Source organism: Microbacterium sp. Be9, assembly GCF_011754135.1.
Taxonomy (GTDB): Bacteria; Actinomycetota; Actinomycetes; order Actinomycetales; family Microbacteriaceae; genus Microbacterium; species Microbacterium maritypicum_A.
In genome coordinates this window covers 173,449-193,585 of record NZ_WNWT01000001.1, presented here as the reverse complement: position 1 = coordinate 193,585, position 20,137 = coordinate 173,449, and the positions used below count along the sequence as shown (strand labels likewise).

16 protein-coding genes are annotated in these 20,137 nt (G+C 69.2%); 10 read left to right on the top strand and 6 right to left on the bottom strand.

The genetic code is table 11. The features are described from left to right. The first annotated feature begins 12 nt into the window (after positions 1–12). The 6 genes from GLO27_RS00945 (at position 13) to GLO27_RS00920 (ending at position 6,003) form a co-directional block, all read left to right on the top strand. Complete coding sequence (locus GLO27_RS00945; protein ID WP_021201014.1) at positions 13–954, top strand: ABC transporter permease; 942 nt, start codon at positions 13–15, stop codon at positions 952–954. Next, positions 951–2,741 (top strand): dipeptide/oligopeptide/nickel ABC transporter permease/ATP-binding protein, encoded by a 1,791-nt coding sequence (locus tag GLO27_RS00940; RefSeq protein WP_029260439.1) that lies wholly within the window; start codon positions 951–953, stop codon positions 2,739–2,741. Before GLO27_RS00945 ends, GLO27_RS00940 begins: the two co-directional genes overlap by 4 nt. Continuing rightward, positions 2,738–3,571, top strand: a complete 834-nt coding sequence (locus GLO27_RS00935; RefSeq protein WP_021201016.1) for a dipeptide/oligopeptide/nickel ABC transporter ATP-binding protein — start codon at positions 2,738–2,740, stop codon at positions 3,569–3,571. Before GLO27_RS00940 ends, GLO27_RS00935 begins: the two co-directional genes overlap by 4 nt. A gap of 47 nt (positions 3,572–3,618) precedes the next feature. Then, positions 3,619–4,206, top strand: a complete 588-nt coding sequence (locus GLO27_RS00930) for a TetR/AcrR family transcriptional regulator (protein ID WP_021201017.1) — start codon at positions 3,619–3,621, stop codon at positions 4,204–4,206. Between the two features lie 34 nt (positions 4,207–4,240). Beyond that, entirely contained in the window at positions 4,241–4,939 is a 699-nt protein-coding gene (locus GLO27_RS00925) for an alpha/beta hydrolase (RefSeq protein ID WP_021201018.1), read from the top strand. 74 nt (positions 4,940–5,013) lie between these two features. Next, positions 5,014–6,003 (top strand): methyltransferase dimerization domain-containing protein, encoded by a 990-nt coding sequence (locus GLO27_RS00920; RefSeq protein WP_029266571.1) that lies wholly within the window; start codon positions 5,014–5,016, stop codon positions 6,001–6,003. Between the two features lie 112 nt (positions 6,004–6,115). Here GLO27_RS00920 and GLO27_RS00915 read toward each other — a convergent pair whose 3' ends face one another. After that, positions 6,116–7,459: an amidohydrolase family protein gene (locus tag GLO27_RS00915; protein WP_167253181.1), complete on the bottom strand. Its 1,344-nt coding sequence runs from the start codon at positions 7,457–7,459 to the stop codon at positions 6,116–6,118. A gap of 161 nt (positions 7,460–7,620) precedes the next feature. Here GLO27_RS00915 and GLO27_RS00910 point away from each other — a divergent pair, with 161 nt between their 5' ends. Both GLO27_RS00910 and GLO27_RS00905 read left to right on the top strand, forming a co-directional pair. After that, positions 7,621–9,069: a glyceraldehyde-3-phosphate dehydrogenase gene (locus tag GLO27_RS00910; protein WP_021201029.1), complete on the top strand. Its 1,449-nt coding sequence runs from the start codon at positions 7,621–7,623 to the stop codon at positions 9,067–9,069. 44 nt (positions 9,070–9,113) lie between these two features. Further along, positions 9,114–10,175 (top strand): winged helix DNA-binding domain-containing protein, encoded by a 1,062-nt coding sequence (locus GLO27_RS00905; RefSeq protein WP_167253179.1) that lies wholly within the window; start codon positions 9,114–9,116, stop codon positions 10,173–10,175. Positions 10,176–10,203: 28 nt separating this feature from the next. Here GLO27_RS00905 and GLO27_RS00900 read toward each other — a convergent pair whose 3' ends face one another. Continuing rightward, positions 10,204–11,646, bottom strand: a complete 1,443-nt coding sequence (locus GLO27_RS00900; protein ID WP_021201031.1) for a helix-turn-helix transcriptional regulator — start codon at positions 11,644–11,646, stop codon at positions 10,204–10,206. Between the two features lie 112 nt (positions 11,647–11,758). Between GLO27_RS00900 and GLO27_RS00895 the strand changes: the two genes are divergently transcribed. Further along, positions 11,759–13,621 carry a phosphoenolpyruvate carboxykinase (GTP) gene (locus GLO27_RS00895; protein WP_167253177.1) on the top strand — a complete coding sequence of 621 codons (1,863 nt, stop codon included), beginning with the start codon at positions 11,759–11,761 and terminating at the stop codon, positions 13,619–13,621. Between the two features lie 136 nt (positions 13,622–13,757). On the opposite strand, the gene GLO27_RS00890 is transcribed toward GLO27_RS00895, so the two are convergent. Together GLO27_RS00890 and GLO27_RS00885 are read right to left on the bottom strand one after the other, a co-directional pair. After that, positions 13,758–15,644 (bottom strand): ABC transporter ATP-binding protein, encoded by a 1,887-nt coding sequence (locus tag GLO27_RS00890; RefSeq protein WP_167253175.1) that lies wholly within the window; start codon positions 15,642–15,644, stop codon positions 13,758–13,760. Between the two features lie 88 nt (positions 15,645–15,732). Next, on the bottom strand, positions 15,733–15,939 hold the full coding sequence (locus GLO27_RS00885; RefSeq protein ID WP_046399014.1) for a hypothetical protein: 207 nt from the start codon (positions 15,937–15,939) through the stop codon (positions 15,733–15,735). A 74-nt stretch (positions 15,940–16,013) separates the two neighbouring features. Here GLO27_RS00885 and GLO27_RS00880 point away from each other — a divergent pair, with 74 nt between their 5' ends. Next, complete coding sequence (locus GLO27_RS00880; RefSeq protein ID WP_208323445.1) at positions 16,014–16,637, top strand: HAD-IA family hydrolase; 624 nt, start codon at positions 16,014–16,016, stop codon at positions 16,635–16,637. Between the two features lie 23 nt (positions 16,638–16,660). On the opposite strand, the gene GLO27_RS00875 is transcribed toward GLO27_RS00880, so the two are convergent. Beyond that, complete coding sequence (locus GLO27_RS00875; protein ID WP_167253173.1) at positions 16,661–18,121, bottom strand: MFS transporter; 1,461 nt, start codon at positions 18,119–18,121, stop codon at positions 16,661–16,663. A gap of 240 nt (positions 18,122–18,361) precedes the next feature. Then, on the bottom strand, positions 18,362–20,101 hold the full coding sequence (locus tag GLO27_RS00870) for a beta-galactosidase family protein (RefSeq protein WP_167253171.1): 1,740 nt from the start codon (positions 20,099–20,101) through the stop codon (positions 18,362–18,364). Positions 20,102–20,137 lie beyond the last annotated feature (36 nt).

The following is a 20,137-nucleotide window of genomic DNA, read 5'->3' as shown; positions in this document are numbered from 1 at the left end:
CGAGAGGTCCCCATGCTCCTGTTCACGGCGAAGCGGTTGCTGTCCGGCATCCTTCTGCTCGTCGCGGTCTCGATCGGCACCTTCTTCCTGGCGCACCTCGCCATCAGCGACCCGACCGCTTCGCTCCTGGGGACCACGGCGAGTCCCGCCCAGCAAGCGGCCCTGGCCGAGAAGATCGGTCTGGACCGTCCGCTCCTGGTGCAGTTCTGGGACTGGCTCTCGCATGCCGCGCTGCTCGACTTCGGCGTCTCCTGGCGCAACTTCCAGCCTGTCAGCGCACAGCTCGCGATCAAGGTGCCCGTGACGCTGTCGGTCGTGACGTTCGCGACGCTGATCACCGCTGTCATCGGCATCGCCTTCGGGATGATCACGGGGTTGCGGCCGGGAACCTGGTTCGACCGGATCATCAAGGGCATCTCCGTCGTCCTGTTCGCGCTCCCCGGCTTCTGGGTGAGCCTCGTGCTCGTCATGTGGCTCGCGGTGCAGCTGAAGTGGTTCCCCGCCGTCGGCTACGTGCCGCCCACGCAGTCGGTGGACGGATGGCTGCGTTCCATCACCCTCCCGGCGATCTCGCTCGCCCTCGGCGGCATCGTCGCCGTCTCCGAGCAGTTGCGCAATGCCGTCATCACCCAGAGCCGCCAGGACTGGGTGCGCACTCTCCGCAGCCGCGGTCTCTCGGCGACCAGGGTCAACCTGCACATCCTCCGCAACGCCTCACCGGCCGCCCTCACCGTCATCGCCCTGATGTTCGTGGGGTTGCTCTCCGGAGCCATCGTGGTCGAGCAGATCTTCAGCCTCCCCGGCCTCGGACAGCTCACCAACCAGTCCTCGCAGAACGGCGACATCCCGATGCTCCTCGGCATCACGGTCGTCTCCATCGTCTTCGTCGTCCTCATCAACCTCCTGCTCGATCTCGTGCTCGGCTGGATCAACCCGAAGGTGCGCGTCGCATGACCACCACAGACATCCGGGTCGCCTTCGACCGGGCGGCGCAGAAGCGACGTTCCAGCCTGTTCCGTCGCTTCCTCCGGCACCCCGGCGGGTACATCCCGCTGGCGATCTTCGTCCTCATCGTGCTCGTGGGGGTTTTCGCGCCGCTGCTCGCGCCGATGGACCCCAACTTCGTCGACCTCGCCGCAGCCAAGGCGCCTCCGGGGCCCGAACACCTCCTCGGCGGCGACTCGACCGGCCGTGACATCCTGAGTCGTCTCATCTACGGCACCCGCACGACCCTGTGGGGCGCGCTCATCACGATCGTCACCGCGCTCGTGATCGGCGTGCCGTCCGGCGTCGCGGCCGGCTACTTCGGGGGCACGTTCGACCGGGTCGCCACCTGGATCAGCGACGCACTCCAGTCGATCCCCGGCATGATCATCCTGCTCGTGGTGGCCGCGGGCAGCCGCAACAACTTCGAGCTGCTGATGGCGACGGTCGGCGTGTTCATGGTGCCCGGCTACTTCCGCATCGCGCGGTCGCAGACGCTCGCCGTCCGCAACGAGCCCTACATCGACGCGGCCCGTGTCTCCGGGCTGTCGGACGGGCGCATCATCTTCCGGCACGTCATCAGGGCCGTCTACCCGCCGGTCATCATCCAGACGGCGCTCACTGCGGGCATCGCGATGGGCATGCAGGCCGGACTCCAGTTCCTCGGCATCGGCGACTCCAACGTTCCCAGCTGGGGGGCGATGATGCTCGAGGGCTTCCGTCTCATGCTCACCTATCCGCTCATGCTGCTGTGGCCTTCGGCGGCCCTCGGGCTCACGATCGCGGTGCTCGCGATCATGGGATCCACGCTCGCCGAACTCGTGCAGGTGCGCACGCCGCGGGTCTCCCGACGGCGTGCCGACGCCGAGGCCACCCCGACGGCACCGCGGCACGCCGCCACCGGTCACGCACAGCACGCGCCAGAGGATTCGGCGCTGCGGGTCGAGAACCTCCGGGTCGTGCACGCCACGCCGACCGGTGAGACCGAGGTCGTGCACGGTGTCACCCTCGACGTGGCCCCCGGCGAGGTCGTCGGCATCGTGGGAGAGTCGGGCTCCGGCAAATCGCAGACCGTGTTCTCGGTGCTCGACCTGCTGCCCGCCACCGGGCGGGCGGTCGCCGATGCCATCTGGGTGCGCGGAACCGACGTGACGAAGGCGACGCCGAAGCAGCGACAGGCGCTGCTCGGCCGCGAGATCGGCTACGTGCCGCAGGAGCCGATGAGCAATCTCGACCCCTCGTACACGATCGGCAGCCAGCTCGTCGAGCCGCTGCGGCGCACCCACGGTCTCCGCAGGTCGGAGGCCGAGGCGCAGGCACGGGCGATGCTCGTGCGTGTCGGCCTCACCGACCCCGATCGGGTGATGCGCAGCTACCCGCACCAGGTGTCGGGCGGCATGGCGCAGCGGGTGCTCATCGCCGGCGCGATCGCGGGCAAGCCGTCGCTGCTCGTGGCCGACGAGCCCACCACGGCGCTCGACGTGACCGTGCAGGCCGAGGTGCTCGAGCTCCTGCGCGAACTCCAGGCCGAGTACGGCATGGCGCTGCTCATCGTCACCCACAACTTCGGCGTCGTCGCCGACATCTGCGACCGCGTGATAGTGATGCGCGGCGGCGACATCGTGGAATCGGGACCGGTCGATTCGCTGTTCGCCGCGCCGACCGAGGAGTACACGCGTCAACTGATCGCCGCCTCGCTCGACGACGCCGAAGGTCGCGCCGCGCTCGACCGCACCAGGATCGAGGCGAACGCATGAGTGCGCTGCTCGAAGTGAACGATCTGGTCGTGGAATACGGCCGAGGGCGGACCTCCTTCCGTGCCCTGCACGGTGTCTCCCTCGACATCGCGCCGGGCGAATGTCTCGGCCTGGTCGGCGAATCCGGCTCGGGCAAGTCGACGCTCGGCAAGGCGATCCTCGGCCTCGCGCCCGTGACCGACGGGAGCATCCGCTTCGACGGGAAGGAGATCAGCAGACTCGGCGGCCGTGCCCGACGCGCTCTCGCGGATGACGTCCAGGTCGTCTTCCAGGACCCGTACGGCTCGCTGAACCCGGCCATGACGATCGGCGACATCCTCGCCGAACCGCTGCTCACCAGCGGCATCGGGACGAGGTCTGCCGAGACGAAGGTGCGCGAGATGCTCGACCGCGTCCGTCTGCCCGAATCGGCCATGGACCGCTACCCGAGCGAGTTCTCCGGAGGGCAGCGTCAGCGCATCGCGATCGCCCGTGCCCTCGTGCGCGGACCGCGGCTCATCGTGTGCGACGAGCCCGTCAGCGCCCTCGACCTGACCACGCAGGCGACGATCCTCGATCTGTTCATCGAGCTGCAGCGAGACACCGGGGTGGCGTACCTCTTCGTCTCGCACGACCTGGGCGTCGTCCGCCGCGTCTGCCACCGCGTCGCCGTCATGTACCGCGGCGAACTCGTGGAGGTCGGCGAGGGTGAGCAGGTCACCCGAGCCCCGGAGCATCCGTACTCCGAGCGGCTGCGCCTGGCCTCGCCCGTCGCCGACCCCGTCGCGCAGCGGGAGCGGCGTGCACAGTGGCTCGCTCTGCGGGAGGTGCGCGATGCGGCGGTACGGTAGCTCCAGGCCCGATCACTCCACGCACCGGAATCGGCCGGAAGGACCTCATGCCGAAGATCATCGATCACGACCAGCGTCGACGGGACATCGTCGAGGTGGCCAAGAGCATCATCCTGAAGGGGGGCTTCGAGGCGGCGACGATGCGCAGCATCGCGGCGGAGGCCGGCTTCGCGAACGGCGCACTGAAGCACTACTTCCCCGGCAAGGAGAGCATCGTCGCGGCGACGTTCGAGACGATCCTGCAGCAGATGTCCGAAGGGGTGCAGGCCGCGGGCGAGGAGCCGGCGTCGGCGGACGCCGCGTTGCGGGGGTTCCTGCGGGCGACGATTCCTCGCGACCAGGAGCAGATCGCGGCGGGGCGGGTGCTGCTCGCGCTGTGGGAGTACGCGATGGCCAACGAGGCCCTCGCCGAGCTGTATCGCGGACACCTGGCGTCCTGGCGCACCTCGCTCATCGAGCGGATGGAGGCGGCGCGCGACGAGGGGTCGATCCGCGACCAGGACTACGGGCCCCTCGCGAACGAGTACATCTCGGCGGCGGTCGGCGCGACGGTGATCAACCTCATGTATCCCGATGGCGAGCGGATCGCCGACTACGAGACCTATATCGACCAGTTCCTGGCGCGGCTCCGCTGACGGCGACGCGCCTGATCCGAGAGGACCGCGCGTCATGACCTCACCCCTTTTCGTCGAGCGGCACCCGGGTACCGGGCGTCCGGTGGTGTTCCTGCACGGCCTCGCCTCGCAGGGCGCGCAGGACTGGCCGGAAGCCGAGTGGGGCGGATCCTTCGGCGACCGTCCCCGCGTCGTGGTCGATCTCCCGGCACACGGAGCGAGTCCGACGCTCGGCACGGCCCCGACCTCGGTGGTGCTCGACGCGCTCGCGGACGCCGTCGGTGCGGATGAGATCGACCTGGTGGGGTACTCGCTGGGGGCCCGGCTCGCCTGGGACCTGGTGCGGCATCCCGCGGTCGCGGTGCGCCGGGCAGTGCTCGGCGGACTCAGCGCGGGGGAGCCCTTCACCCTGGTCGACCTCCCGGTCGCGCGCGCGGCCGTCTCCGGCGGCGCCGCCCCGGCGGATCCACTCACGGGAATGATCGTGCACATGGCCTCACTGCCCGGCAACAGACCGGGCGACGTGATCGACCTCATCGAGGGCCTGGCCGCGGAGCCGTTCGCCCCGCGGCCCGATGGGCTCACGCTGCCCGTACTGCTGATCGGCGGCACGGACGATGCGATGGCTGCCGGGATCGACGAGCTCGCACAGCTGCTCCCGGCGGCGCGCGCCCACCGCGTCCCCGGTGATCACCTCTCCGCGCTGCACACGGCGGAGTTCCGCACCGCTGTGCAGGACTTCCTGGCGGACTGACCCGGTTGGCCGCCCATCGGTCTCCTCATGCCCTTTAATTCCAACATTCGTAGATAAACATCGAAAGGCCACTCATGACCGACACTCCCACCGCGGACGCGGCCCGGATCCTCGACATCGCCACCGGATACATGGCATCGAAGCAGCTCTTCCACGCCCGTCGCATCGGCCTCTTCGCTGCCGTCGACGGCGGAGCCGACACGGTGCCGGCGATCGCCGAGAGATGCGGGGTGAGTGAGCGCATCGCGCACCTGCTCGCCGACGCGATGGCGGCCCAGGGGCTGCTGGTCCGCACGGACGGCAACTACGTCGTGGCCCCGGATGCGGCCGCCTACCTCACCGGTGCCGATGCGGCGATCGACCTCGGCCCGTTCCTCACGTTCCTCGACGAGATCAGCTACCCGCACTGGCTGCAGTTCGCCCATACGGTCGACACCACCGAACCGGGTGACCTGCAGATGGACGACGCCCGCTGGGCGACCTTCATGGCCGGCGTCATGACGTACAACCGCCTGCACGCCCAGGAGTTCGGCCGACACATCGACCTCGCCGGTGCCACGAAAGCCCTCGATTTCGGCGGGCTCTCGGCGGATTTCGCGCTGTCGGTCATGGCGCAGAACCCGGCGTTGCACACCACGTTCGTATACGCTCCCGGCTTCGAGGACGGCATCGCCGAAGCCGTGGCGGCGGCGGGCGTCGCCGACCGTGTCGTCGTCGAGATCGCCGACACCGCGACTGCTGCACCCGAGGGGGCATACGACGCCGTCTTCGCCAATCACGTCATCCATCGCTTCACCGCCGAGGAGAACGCCCGGATCTTCCGAAACCTGCGGGCGGCAGCGACTCCGGGAGCGACCCTGACCGTGCTCGACTTCTTCCTCGACGACGACGCGGAGCAGCGCGGGATCGACGCCCGGCACGCCGGGGAGTACCTCGTCATCGACGGGACCGTCGTGTATCCGGAATCTCAGGTGCGCGGCTGGCTGAACGATGCGGGCTGGGAGGTGCGGGATAAGGTCGCCCTGCCCGGAAGCCCGCGGGTGCTGGTCGCGACGGCGGTGTGAGACTTCCCCGGCGTCGGGTGCCCGACGCCGGGGGCGCGGACTGGTCCGAGGGGGATCAGAGGCGGGCGGCATGCGTGAACATGCCGCCCGCCGTTTTCGTGCGCGGGCGGGCTCAGTCGCGGGAGAAGACCGTACGGCCGTCGACGATCGTGCGCACCACCTCGAGCGAGGAGAACGGGCGGATGGGCGTCAGCGGGTCCTCGTCGAGGATCGTCAGGTCGGCGACGTGCCCGACCTCGAGCGACCCCTTCCAGTCCGATGCGCCGTCCTGTCGCGCGGCATCCACGGTCATCGATCGCAGGAGCAGGTGGCGGGTCGCTGCGTCGTCGATGAAGCCCGCGTCGGTGAGCAGGGCGAGCGCGGCGTCGAGCCCGAGCCGCCAATCCGGACTCGCGATCGGCGCGTCGCTGGTCACGGTCGTGAGGGCGCCGGAGGCGAGCATCGCGGCCAGCGGCCAGGCCGTGGCGATGCGCGCCTCGCCGAGCTGCGCCGCCGCCCAGGAATGGGTGTGCGCAGCGATCAGGGGCTGCACGGCGAATCCGGCATCGACCCGTCGCATGCGCGCGATCTGCTCGGGCGTGGCCAGGTCTCCGTGGACGACGTAGTGCGGAGCGGCCGGTGCGGGCGCATCGGAGAGGCGCTCCAGGACCGCGAGGAACTCGGCGATCGACCGGTCGCCGGTCGCATGCACGGCGATCTGCATCCCGCGGGATGCGGCCAGTTCGACCATCTGCTGGAATGCGGAGAGCGGGTCGCTCCCTCCTCGGGTGAGCAGTGCTCCGGTGGTGCCGTCCGCATACGGCTCCTCGACCCAGGCGGTCGCCATCGGGGGGATGCCGTCGGCGAAGATCTTCACTCCGGGGATCGCAAGCCATCGCGGGTCGTGGGTGGGTGGCGGGGTGCGGATGCCGTGCGCGAAGTCCTCGAGCGTGCTCTCGCCGTCGATCGTGCCGAAGAGCCGCAGCAGGGTCACCCGCGATGTCTGGGCGCCTTCGCGGTGCAGTTCGCCGTATGTGTCGAGCATGTCGGCGCCGAAGCATCCGGTCTCCCCGGCGTCCTCTCCCGGACCGATGCCCGGTTCGGTGTAGCTCGTGATGCCGTGTTCGGCGAGGAGGCGCCACGCGCGGCGCAGGGCGGATCGTCGCTCGCTCGCGGTCGACACGAGTCTTCCGGGCGGCTGCTCCTCCGGGGGAGTGTCCGAGAAGAACAGGTGCGGCCAGCGCGCACCGAGCCATGCGGCATGCAGGTGTGCATCGTTGATGCCGGGGACCGCGGTGCGTCCGTCGAGTTCGAGGACGTTCCGTGCGTGGAGTCGGGTGGCGGCGGCATCGGTGGCGACGATCACGCCGTCGCGCACGGCGAGGGCGTGAGCGATATCGCCCGTCCCGTCGAAGGTGTGGATACGGCCGCCGCGGATGATCAGGTCGGCGTCGTCGCCGGGAAATGTCTGGCTCATTATTCCACCAGTGTAGACGTAAAACCCGGCCGAATGCGGGGCGGGGACGCACCGATTCGGCGCGCGGTTCTGCGGCTTGTACGCTGGAGACATCCCCCCGATTCACCCGGCAACTCGCGCGCCGGCGACCTCGGCGCGCGCTCACACATGCAAGGACGCAGATGAACGATTCCGCGGCACACCGCGACGACTGGACTGAGAGCGAAGAGCTGGCGGAGCGGATGATCCCGCTCATCGGGGCGCTCCGACGCGAACACGACGTCGTCACCTCGCTCCACGGGCACCGCCTGCTCGGTCTGTCGGCGACCGGCCTCGTCGAGGTGCACGAGCGCGTCGCGCAGCTCGGGCACGAGAGGCTCCCCATCGAGGACAGCCTGGCCGTGCTGGAGGCGATCCATGCGCTCGCCCCCGGTGCATCCTCCCTCGATGTCGCCCGCCTCGTCGCCGGCCATGCCGAGAGCGGTCAGCCGCTGGAGACGTACCTCGCAGACGTGCTCGCCCCTGCGATGGGAGCCGTCGCCGCCGAACCCACCGACGTCGTGCTCTACGGCTTCGGGCGCATCGGCCGCCTGCTCGCCCGCATCCTCATCGCCCACACCGGGGGAGGAAGCGGACTGCGCCTGCGCGCCATCGTCGTCCGCCGCGGCGCCGAGAACGACCTCGTCAAGCGCGCATCCCTGCTCCTGCGCGACTCCGTGCACGGCCGCTTCGCCGGCTCGGTCACCGTCGACGAAGACGCCGAGCAGATCATCGCCAACGGCACCCGCATCCAGGTGATCTACTCCGACGACCCGGCGACCATCGACTACACCGCCTACGGCATCCACGACGCGATCGTCGTCGACAACACCGGGCGCTGGCGCGACGAGGCCGGTCTGTCGCAGCACCTGCGCTCGACCGGCGTCGCCCGGGTGCTGCTGACCGCGCCGGGGAAGAGTCCGCTCAAGAACATCGTCCACGGCATCAACGACGACACGATCGTCGAGACCGACCGCATCCTCTCGGCCGCCTCCTGCACGACCAATGCCATCACGCCGGTGCTCGCGGCGATCGACGAGGCCTACGGCGTCGTCAAGGGACACGTCGAGACCGTGCACTCGTTCACGAACGACCAGAACCTGATCGACAACTTCCACAAGGGCGATCGACGCGGACGCTCGGCGGTGCTCAACATGGTCATCACCGAGACCGGTGCCGCCAAGGCCGTCGCCAAGGCGCTGCCGCAGTTGGAGGGCAAGCTCACGGGCAGCTCGATCCGTGTGCCCACCCCCGACGTCTCGCTCGCGGTGCTGCACCTGACGATCGAGCGGCCCGCGACGAAGGATCAGGTCAACGACTACCTGCGCCGGGTCTCGCTGCACTCGAAGCTGCGCCAGCAGATCGACTACGTGGAGAGCCCGGACGTCGTCTCCACCGACTTCGTCGGGTCGCACCGTGCCGGCATCGTCGACGGTCTCGCCACGATCGCCGATGAGGACACCCTCATCCTGTACGTCTGGTACGACAACGAGTTCGGCTACTCGTGCCAGGTGATCCGCGTGCTCGAGGTCATGGCGGGCTCGCACCCGATCGTGCTCCCCGAGCGCCGAGAGGTGACGCTGCAGAGCTGAGGTTCCTCGTGCGCCGCGTCGGCGGCACCCGGCATGATGAGGTCATGAAGACCGCGACCCTGCGTGCCGAGCGCCTCCGATCGCACCGCCTCATCTCGCCGGCTCCCACGGTGACGGATGCGGCGCGCCACATGCTCGCGGTGCAGAGCCAGGACTTCACCGCGGGTCGCTGGGCTCTGGCCGTCCGCACCCGAGGGGAGACCACGGTGCGCGACGTCGACCGCGCCTTCGACCGCGGTGACATCGTGCGCGGGTGGACCATGCGCGGCACCCTGCACACCGTCCCGGCGCGCGACCTCGGCTGGATTCTGCAGGTCACCGCGGGGCGGCAGCGACAGCAGGCGGCCTCGCGCCACCGCGATCTCGGCATCGATGACGACATGGTCGCCGCGAGCGTCCGGGCGCTGACGCCGGCGCTCCGCGACGGAGGGTGCACCCGCGCCGAGGTGTTCGACATCCTCCAGGGCATCGACATCGACCCCTCGGGCCAGCGCGGCATCCATCTGCTGTTCACCCTCACGATCGACGGTCTGATCTGCCAGGGGCCGGTCGTCGCCAGGGCCGGCTTCGCCCGCGAGCAGCGCTTCGTGCTCGTGCAAGATCACATCCGCGAGCACGTCACGCCCGATGACCCGCTCGCCGAGCTGTTCGTCCGCTACATCGACGGACACGGCCCCGCCGGTATCGCCGATTTCGCCTGGTGGGCGGGCCTCACCCTCGGTCAGGCGCGCGAGGCGGCCGAGCGGGCGGGAGCGGGAACGGACGGTGGCAGGCTCGACGAGATCGACGAGGGTCTCTTCGCCGCGCGCCGACGTCCGCGAAGAGCATCGGGTGCGGCCTCCGTCCACGCCCTCGGCGCGTTCGACGAGTACTACATCTCCTACGCCGATCGCACGACCGTCTGCGCCCCGGAGCATCTCGCGGCCGTCGGCCCCGGAAAGAACGGCATGGTGCGTCCGACCCTCGTCGAGCAGGGGCGCGTGATCGGGACCTGGTCCCACGCGACCGCGACCAGGGGTACGCCGCCTGAGCTGTTCGAGGAGCCGGAGGATCCCGCCGCCGTGGCTGCGGCCCTCGCCCGGTTCGCCCGGTTCGCCGACGACTGAGCCGCAGGGATCACCGACCCCGCCGCGACTACTCGCTCGCGTGACGCGCGAGGAAGTTGTAGACCTCGTTGTCGTCTACCCCGGGGAACGCGCCGCGGGGGAGCGGCGAGAACATGTGCGTGTGCACCCGCGCGCTCGGCCACGCCCGTCCGCTCCAGCGATCGCTCAGCTCGGCGGAGGGGCGACGGCAGCACGACTCGTCGGGGCAGGTCGACACCGCTCTGTCGTTGGTCTCGCGTCCGCGCCACCAGCGGGCGTCGTCGAACGGCACGCCGACCGTCACCGAGAACTCGCCGTCGCTCGACGATCCGGTCTGGGTCGAGCACCAGAACGTGCCAGAGGGGGTGTCGGTGTACTGGTGGTGCTCCACCGTGCGGTTCTGCTGCGTGAACGCCGCGCGTGCCTGGAACTTGCGGCACACCCGCTGTCCCTCGACCGCGCCGGTCACGTCCATCGGCAGCGGGAGGTCGTCGTTCTCGTACACGCGGGTGATCGCGCCGGTGGAATCCACGCGCAGGAAGTGCAGCGCCATGCCGAGGTGCTGCGTCAACAGGTTAGTCATGCGCATGCCGGCGGCTTCGTGCGTCACGCCGAAGCCGTCGCGGAAGTCCTCGACCGCGAGGTTGCGGTCCTTCTTCGCCTGCTGCAGGAACGCGACCGATGCGGTCTCCGGCATCAGGCAGCACGCGGCGAAGTAGTTGATCTCCAGGCGCTGCTGCAGGAAGTCGGCGTAATCGGTCGGCGGTGTGTGCCCGAGCAGTCGGTGCGCCATCGCCTGCAGCGCCATCGAGCGCAGACCGTGGCCACCCGGGATCGACGCCGGCGGCAGGTAGATGCGTCCGTTCTCGAGGTCGGTGACCGAGCGGGTCGAGTGGGGAAGGTCGTTGACGTAGATCAGCTCGAAGCCGAGCTTCTCCGCCATGATGCTCACCGTGCGGTGGGTGAGCGCCCCCTGTACGTGCCCCGCGGCCTTGAGGTGCTTCTCGGCGAGCTTCTCGATCTCGGGGAGGTAGTTGTTCTGCGCGCGCATCCGCAGCCGCAGCTCGGTGTTCGCGCGCCGCGCCTCCTCCGGCGTCGCGATGGCCTCGCGTTCACGACGCTCGAGCTCGCGGTGCAGCCCCAGGACCGATTCGATCGTCTCGTCGCTCATGCCCTTGGTCACGCGCACGGGCGCGACGCCGAGCTGCCGGAAGACCGGGCTCTCCTGCGCGCGCTCCAGGGCGATCTCGAGGGCGGCCCGACGGTTCGGCGGTTCACCGGAGATCAGGTCGGTCACCTCGGTCTTGGTCGCCTGTGCGATCGCCTGCAGCAGCGAGAGCTTGGGCTCGCGCTTGCCGTTCTCGATCAGGCTCAGTTGAGAGCCGGCGACGCCCACCAGAGCACCGAGCTCGTCGAGCGTGAACCCGTTCTCCAATCGGTGGTGACGGATGCGGTGGCCGAGAGTCGTGAGGTGGATGCCGGAGGACGCCATTCCTTGAGTCTAGCGAAAGAATTGAAGTTCTTATCGCTCGAATTGTCCGAAAGTCGCGCTCAAACCGGAAGAAGATAGGTGCAACGCCCCACACTTCAAAGGAGCACACGTCATGGCTATCGCCGAAGTCTTCACCCCCCGCACGTCTCCCGTCGCACCGACGCGTACGTTCGGCGCGGCTCCGACGTATGACACCCCCGCCATGGCGGAGCTGGCCGCGTGGGTCGAGGAGATCCGCGCTCTCACCCAGCCCGACGCCGTGCACTGGGTCGACGGCTCGCGCGCCGAGAACGACTGGCTGCTGCGCGGGCTCGTCGATGAGGGCAAGCTCATCAAGCTCAACCCCGAATGGCGTCCCGGTTCGTACCTCGCACGCTCGCACCCCAGCGACGTCGCCCGCACCGAGGGGCGCACGTTCATCGCCTCCGAGCGCGAGGAGGACGCCGGCCCCACGAACAACTGGGCGGCACCTGCCGACATGCACGCCAAGATGGACGAGATCTTCGAGGGCTCGATGCGCGGCCGCACGATGTACGTCGTGCCGTTCTCGATGGGCCGCGTCGGCGGCCCGCTCTCGCACATCGGCGTGCAGATCACCGACAGCGCCTACGCGGTCGCTTCGATCGGCATCATGACCCGTGTCGGCGATGCCGTCACGCGGCAGATCGCCGAGGGTGCGCCGTGGGTCAAGACCGTGCACACGGTCGGCGCCCCGCTCGCCCCGGGGGAGCAGGACGTCGAGTGGCCCTGCAACGACGACAAGTACATCGTGCACTTCCCCGAGACGCTCGAGGTCTACTCGTACGGTTCGGGCTACGGCGGCAACGCGATCCTCGCCAAGAAGTGCTTCGCTCTGCGCATCGCCTCGGTGATCGCCCGCGATGAGGGGTGGCTCGCCGAGCACATGCTGCTCATCCGCGTGATCGACCCGCAGGGCAAGGCGTACCACGTGGCCGCGGCGTTCCCCTCTGCCTGCGGCAAGACGAACCTCGCGATGCTGCGTCCGACCATCCCCGGATGGCGGGTGGAGACCCTCGGCGACGACATCGCCTGGATCCGTCCCGGCGAAGACGGCCGCATGTGGGCGATCAACCCGGAGGCGGGCTTCTTCGGCGTCGCACCCGGAACCGGCGAATCGACCAACGTCACGGCGGTCGAGACGCTGTGGGGCAACACCATCTTCACGAACGTCGCTCTCCGTCCGGACGGCGACGTGTGGTGGGAGGGTCTGACCGATGAGGCGCCCGCGAACCTGATCGACTGGGAGGGCAACGACTGGACTCCCGAGTCGGGACGGCCGGCAGCGCACCCCAACTCCCGCTTCACGGTGTCGGCGGCGCAGTGCCCGCAGATCTCCGAGGACTGGGAAGAGGCCGTTCCGCTCGACGTCATCCTGTTCGGTGGACGCCGCGCCAGCAATGTCCCGCTCGTGGTCGAGGCCACCGACTGGACGCACGGCGTCTTCCTGGGCTCGAACATCTCGTCAGAGCGCACGGCTGCCGCCGAGGGCACGGTCGGGGAGTTGCGCCGCGACCCGTTCGCGATGCTGCCGTTCTGCGGCTACAACATGGCCGACTACTTCGGGCACTGGCTCAAGGTCGGGCGCGGTCTGCGCTTCGACCGGGCGCCGCGCATCTTCCAGGTGAACTGGTTCCGACGTGGCGACGACGGCCGGTTCCTGTGGCCGGGCTTCGGCGACAACTCGCGTGTGGTCGACTGGATCATCCGCCGCATCGCGGGTGACGTTCCTGCGGTCGACAGCCCGATCGGTCGCCTGCCGCGCGTGGAGGACCTGAACCTCGACGGGCTCGACATGCCCGCCGCCGACCTCGACGAGCTGTTCTCGGTCGATGCCGAGGCATGGAAGACCGAGGCCGACCTGACCGAGGAGTTCTACGACACCTTCGGCGACAAGGTCCCCGCAGCGCTGCGCGCCGAGCTGGCGTCGCTGCGCTACCGCCTCGACAAGGCGTAGTTCCCCCAGACCGGTGCCGGTTCGGGGGAGCCGGCACCCTCGGGGCTTCGTGCCCCGCAAACCCGCGAAGGCGGGACATCAGAGACGAACCCATGGCTGAGTGGTCTCCGACGTCCCGCCTTCGTGTTGTCGTGCGTCAGGTGAGCAGCTGGTGTCGCGCGAGGTCGCGGTACAGCGGCGTCGACTCCACGAGCTCGGCGTGCGTGCCCTGGCCGACGACGACGCCGTCCTGCAGCACCACGATGAGATCGCTGTCGACGACCGTCGAGAGGCGGTGCGCGATCACGATGAGCGTGCGGTCGGTCGACACGGCATCGATGGCTTCCCGCATGCGCTGCTCGTTCACGCCGTCGAGCGATGACGTCGACTCGTCGAGCAGCAGGATCGGGGCGTCCGTGAGCAGGGCGCGCGCGATCGCGAGACGCTGACGCTCACCGCCCGACAGCATCACGCCGTCTTCGCCGACGGGGGCTTCGATGCCGAGCGGATCGCGCTCGAGCACGTCGCCGAGGTTCACGGCGCGCAGCACCCGTTCGCAGTCGGTGTCCGTCGCTTCGGGAGAGGCGAGCCGCAGGTTCTCGGCGAGCGTGCCGGCCAGCGTCGGCGCATCCTGCTCGACGTAACCGAAGTGGGCGCGCAGCTCGTCGCGCGGGTAGGTGCGCGCGTCGTGGCCGTGCAGGCGGATCGAGCCGCCGGTCGGATCGTAGAAGCGCTCGATCAGCGAGAGGATCGTGCTCTTCCCCGCGCCGCTGGGGCCCACCAGGGCGACACGGGAGCCCTGCGGCACGGCGAACGACACGCCGCGGAGCACCTCGTGGTCCTGCACGGCGGGGGTGGCGTCCTCCGCGGATTCCAGGTGCGCATCGGCGAGCAGCGTGCGCGCCTCCTTGGCCGCGGCCTGACGGGCGGCGACGACGTTCGCAGGGTAGTGGAAGCGCACGTCGCGGAACTCGATGGCCGGTGCGTCCGCCGCAGCGGTCTCGCGCGGCAGCGAGGCCGCGATCTTCTCGTCGTCCTGCGACTCGGTGGGCAGGTCGAGAACCTCCTGGATGCGGCCGAGCGCACCGAGAGCCTGGTTGACCGAGGTGATCGCGCCGAACGTCGTGGCCAGCGGCATCACGAGCAGGAACAGGAACATGATGAACGAGATCAGCGAGGCGATCGTGATCGCTCCCGCGGCCACCCGGAATCCGCCCACCCCGAGCACCACGAGCAGCGACAGCTGCAGGGCGATGCCGGAGACGGGAACGACCATCGAGGAGATCTTGGCGATGCGCACGCCGATGCCGTAGGCGTCGGAGGCGAGGCCCGACACGGCGGTGGTCTCCCGTTCGGTGGCTCCCGAGGCGCGGATGGTGCGGATCGAGCCGACCGCGCGCTCCACGCCGGAAGCCAGCTCGCCGACCTTCTCCTGCTGCGCGGTCGACGCGGTGCGGATGCGTCCGCTCAGCAGCACGACGACGGCGACCGAGATGCCGATCACCACGACGATGAGCAGCAGCAGGATCGGGTCGATCACGAGCATCGCGATGAGCGCGCCGAGGAAGAGCACGGCGCTGCCGACAGCATCGGCGAGGCCCTGGGTGAGCACGGCGTAGAGCAGCGTCGTGTCGGTGCCGACGCGGGAGACGAGGTCGCCGGTGCGGCGGGCATCGAACTCCGAGGTCGGCAGGTGCAGGATGCGGTCGATCAGCTTGCGGCGGCTCGAGTACACGACCGCGGTGCCGGTGCGCTGGAGCAGGTAGTGCTGGAAGCCGGAGATGACCGATGACACGATCACGAAGCCGACGAGCAGCCACACCAGGATCCCGATACCGGTGTCGGACTGCACGGCCTCGATGACCTGGCCCACGAGCAACGGCTGCACGAGCGAGGTCGCGGCGCCGATGACGCTGAGCACCGCGACCACGATGAGGGTGCGCTTGTGTTCGAAGAGGAAGGGGAGGAGCTGGCGGAAGGTGGCGCGGGGGCCTTCGGGCTGTGCGCCACGTCCGCGGCGGCGTGCTGTCGCCGAACCGGACATGCGGGACCTCTATCTGGAGATGGTACTTCGACCGTACTTCGTTCGCGGTCGAATCCTATGGAGCGGCTGTATGCGGCATATCGCGGGCTCAGGACCGGCCGAATCGCCGATGAGCCGCCTGCTTGCTCACGCCGAGGGCGCTGGCTATCGCCTGCCAGGAGTACCCGAGGTTCCGCGCGCGACGCACGTTCGCCTCCTCGGCACGGGCCACCTCCTTGCGCACCTCGGCGAGCCGGTGCAGCGCGGCCAGGGGCTCGCTGCCGTCGTCCTGTGCGATCGCGGTCGGCATTGTCATGATGGACCTCCTGCGTCAATCATCGTTGACGTGTCCGCGAGTGTCAATACATATTGACGTGGCAGTCTGGGGGGATGCCGACGAAGAAGTGGATCCTGTTCGACATCGGGGGAGTGCTGGAGGTCGTCGACGACGATGCCTGGCAGCAGCAGTGGTGGGAGCGCTGGCGTGCGGTGGTCGGTCTCGAACCCTCCGCTTTCGAGGTGCGCATCGCAGAGGCCGATCTTCCGCCGATCGATGTCACCGTCGGCACCGAACCCGCTTTCTGGACGGCGGTGGGCACGGCGCTCGGTCTCGACGAGGTCCAGCGCCGCGCGATGCGCGCAGACTTCTGGGATGCCTACTGCGGCACCGGCAACCACGACCTGATCGCGTACGCGCGCACGCTCTCGGCGTGGGCGGGAACAGCGATCCTCTCCAACTCCGCCGATGGCGCGCGCGAGGAGGAGGAGCGCCGCTTCGGCTTCTCCGAGGTGTTCGACCCGATCTGCTACAGCCACGAGCAGGGCGTGAACAAGCCGGATCCCGAGGCCTACCGACGAGCACTCCAGCGCATGGGCGCCGACCCGGGCGACGTGCTGTTCATCGACGACCATCAGGTATCGGTCGACGGTGCCGAGGCGGTGGGGATCCGCGCCGTGCGACACCTCGACAACGCGACCACCATCGCCGCGATCGAGGAGTTCCTGCGGCCGTGACGTGAATCGTCACGGCCGCAGGATCACAGCTCGACGGCCGCCGCGACGCCGAGGTCGTCGTCGTAGTCGTGGTCCTTGGTCTCGGGGGAGAGGATCAGCGCGATGAACGTGAGCACACCCATCGCGGACAGGTACAGACCCACCAGCCACGGAGCGCCGCCGGCCACCTCCCACAGCTTCAGCGCGATGAGCGGGGCCACCGCGGCGCCGAGGATCGACGAGACGTTGTAGGCGATCGCCGACCCCGTGTAGCGCACGTTGGTCGGGAACAGCTCGGGAAGCAGAGCGCCCATCGGGCCGAACGTCGCGCCCATCAGCATGAACCCGAACACGAGGAACGCCTGGGTGAGCGCACCCGTGAACTTCGGGTCGACCGCGGGCAGGAGGAAGGCGTTGAACGTGAGACCGAACACGATGATGGTCCCGGTGACCCACAGCAGCAGCTTCCGTCGGCCGACCGCATCGGCGATCGGACCGGAGAGCAACGTGAAGATGCCGAAGAACACCACGCCGATGATCTGCATCAGCACGAAGTCGGTGTAGCCGAAGCCGAGACCGGGATAGAACTGGGCCGCGAACTTGATCGGGTCGAACGGGGCGCCGGTCGCCTCGGCAGCGGCCTTCGCGGCGGCGGTGGCGGTCTCGAGCGAGGCGGCCTTGGTTCCGTAGGCGAGGGTGAAGTTCGTCATCAGGTAGAACAGCACGTACGTCGCCAGCATGATGAACGTGCCGAGGATGAGCTGCTTCCAGTGGTGACGGAACACGGTCGCGAGCGGGAGCTTGCGGATCACGCCCTTCGTCTCCGCCTTCTTGAAGGTGTCGGACTCGACGAGCTTGAGCCGCACCCACAGGCCGATGATGACCATCACTGCGGAGAACAGGAACGGGATGCGCCAGCCCCAGGAGAGAAACGCCTCGGACTTCAGGACCGGGTTCTCGGCGTGCGGCAGCAGCCAGTTGATCGCGAGGAAGAGGAAGTTGGCGATGATGAAGCCCAGCGGCGCGCCCAGCTGCGGGAAGGTGCCGTACCAGGCGCGCTTGCCCTTCGGCGCATTCTCGGTGGCGACCAGTGCCGCGCCCGACCACTCGCCGCCGAGCGCGAAGCCCTGAGCGAGTCGCAGGACCAGCAGCAGCAGGGCGGCCCACCACCCGATGTCCTGGTAGGTCGGCAACAGGCCGATCACGAAGGTCGCGATGCCCATCGTCAGCAGTGATGCCACGAGCGTGGCCTTGCGCCCGAACTTGTCGCCGAAGTGGCCGAAGACCACCGCGCCGATCGGACGGGCGACCATCGCCGCACCGAACACCGCGAACGAGGAGAGGAGCGAGGTGGTGTCGTCGCCGGTGGGGAAGAACAGCACCGGGAACACGAGCACGGCCGCCGTCGCGTACGCGTAGAAGTCGTAGAACTCGATCGTGGTGCCGACCAGGCTCGCGGTGATGACGCGCGAGCGAGGATTCGCGGGCGCAGTGGCAGTACTCATGAAGCTCCTCCGATCGAGTCCCCGGTATACCGGGGGACCCGGGCGAGTTTACGCCTTCCTGAGTGTTTGCTGTGCGCGTGTTTCGCGTGTCATCTCGCAGCGGGACCCGGCCCCGGGTCTCCCACGGATCGGCGACGGCAGCCCGTCTGCACGATGATGCGGGTCGGGATCGAGGGGACGATGGTGGACGCGACACCGGTGCCGCTGACGTGAGCGGTCCGCCCGCCTCCCGCGCGGGGACTATTCCTCCGTGTCGCCGAGCGCGGGGGCTCCGACGAAGACGGCGCGCGGCTGCAGCACGTCTTCGAGCTCCAGCACGACGAGGTGATTGGCGCCCGCTCGGGTGACGGGTGCGGGCACGGCGAGCGTGCGCTGCGGGCCGTTGCGCCAATATCGACCGAGGAAGAATCCGTTCACGAACGCGTAGCCCTTGCTCCACGATGCGGTGTCGACGAAGAGATCCGCAGGGGCATCCAGGGAGAACTCGGCCGTCCACGCGGCGGGACCGACCTCCCGGCCGCGCTCGCGGCCGCCGTCCGCATCGATCTCCGCGGCGATCTCCGCGACATCCAGGGTCGTCGCTCGCCAGCCCGTCACGGGCGCACCGTCGAGGGTGATCTCGCCGATCAGCCCCTTCTCCTCGCCCAGACGACGGTCGTAGTTCACGCGCCCCTGATCCTCGACGAGAATGCGGAGGCTGCGGCCATCCGGGATCCGGATCGCGCGGTCGTGCCGAGTGCGGGCGAGTGTGCCGACCGGGTGACCGTCGACGCTCACCCAAGCCAGGTCGCGCACGTCGTCGACGACGAGGAGCCCGCCCGCTCCTGCCGGCAGCTCGGTGTCGTAACGTACGAGGGCGCTCAGATGTCCGAGCTCGTCGAAGGTCTGCGGCAGGGCGGTGGTCGGCGCAGCCCCCGCGACATCGGTCCACGGTCCCGCCGCTCGAAGCGGAACCTCGAACGCGGGGGAGGCCTCGGCCGCCGCGGGCACCTCGTCGGGCACCGGCGCGTAGCGGGCGATCACCTCGCGGAAGGCGAAGAACTTCTCCGTCGGGTTCCCCGTCTCATCGAGCGGGGCGTCGTAGTCGTAGGAGGTCACCAGGGGCAGGTAGCGCCCCTTGTCGTTCGCGCCGTTGGTCAGCCCGAAGTTGGTGCCGCCGTGGAACATGTAGATGTTGACCGAGGCGCCGGCCGCCAGCAGCTCGTCGAGGTCGGCGGCGGCCGCGGCGACATCGGTCGTGTGATGCACGCCGCCCCACCAGTCGAACCATCCGTCCCAGAACTCCGCGCACATCAGCGGACCCGTGGGCTGATGGCGGCGCAGGGTGGCGAGCCGTTCGGTGCTCCGGGAGCCGAAGGATCCGGTCTTGTGCAGCCCGGGGAGGCTTCCGTCGCTCAGCATCCGATCGACGGGCTGATCCACGGTCGTCAGCGGAACGGTGATCCCGGCATCGCGAGTCGTGGTCACCAGCGACTCGAGATAGGCGCGGTCGGCGCCGTAGGCGCCGTACTCGTTCTCGATCTGCACCAGGATCACCGGCCCACCGTGGTCGATCTGCCGCGGTGCGACGATGTCGTACACGCGGCGCAGGTAGGCGGTCACCTCGGCGAGGAAGGCCGGAGCGGAGGAGCGCAGTCCTTCGACGCTGCCCGTGAGCCACACCGGCAGTCCGCCGTTGTGCCACTCGGCGCAGATGTAGGGGCCGGGGCGCACGATCGCGTCGAGGCCCTCCGCCTGCACCAGGTCGAGGAATCGCCCCAGATCGTTCCATCCACTAGCGTCCCACTCTCCGCGCCGAGGTTCGTGCGCGTTCCAGGCGACGTAGGTCTCGATCGTGTTCAGTCCCATCAGCCGGGCTTTGCGGATGCGGTCGCGCCACTGGTCGGGGTGCACGCGGAAGTAGTGGATGGCGCCGGAGATCACCTGGTGCGGCTGTCCGTCGCGGAGGAAGTCGGTGTCGCCGAGGGAGAAGGAGGTCACGTGTCGTGGTGCTTTCGATGAGGCGGGCGGAGCCGG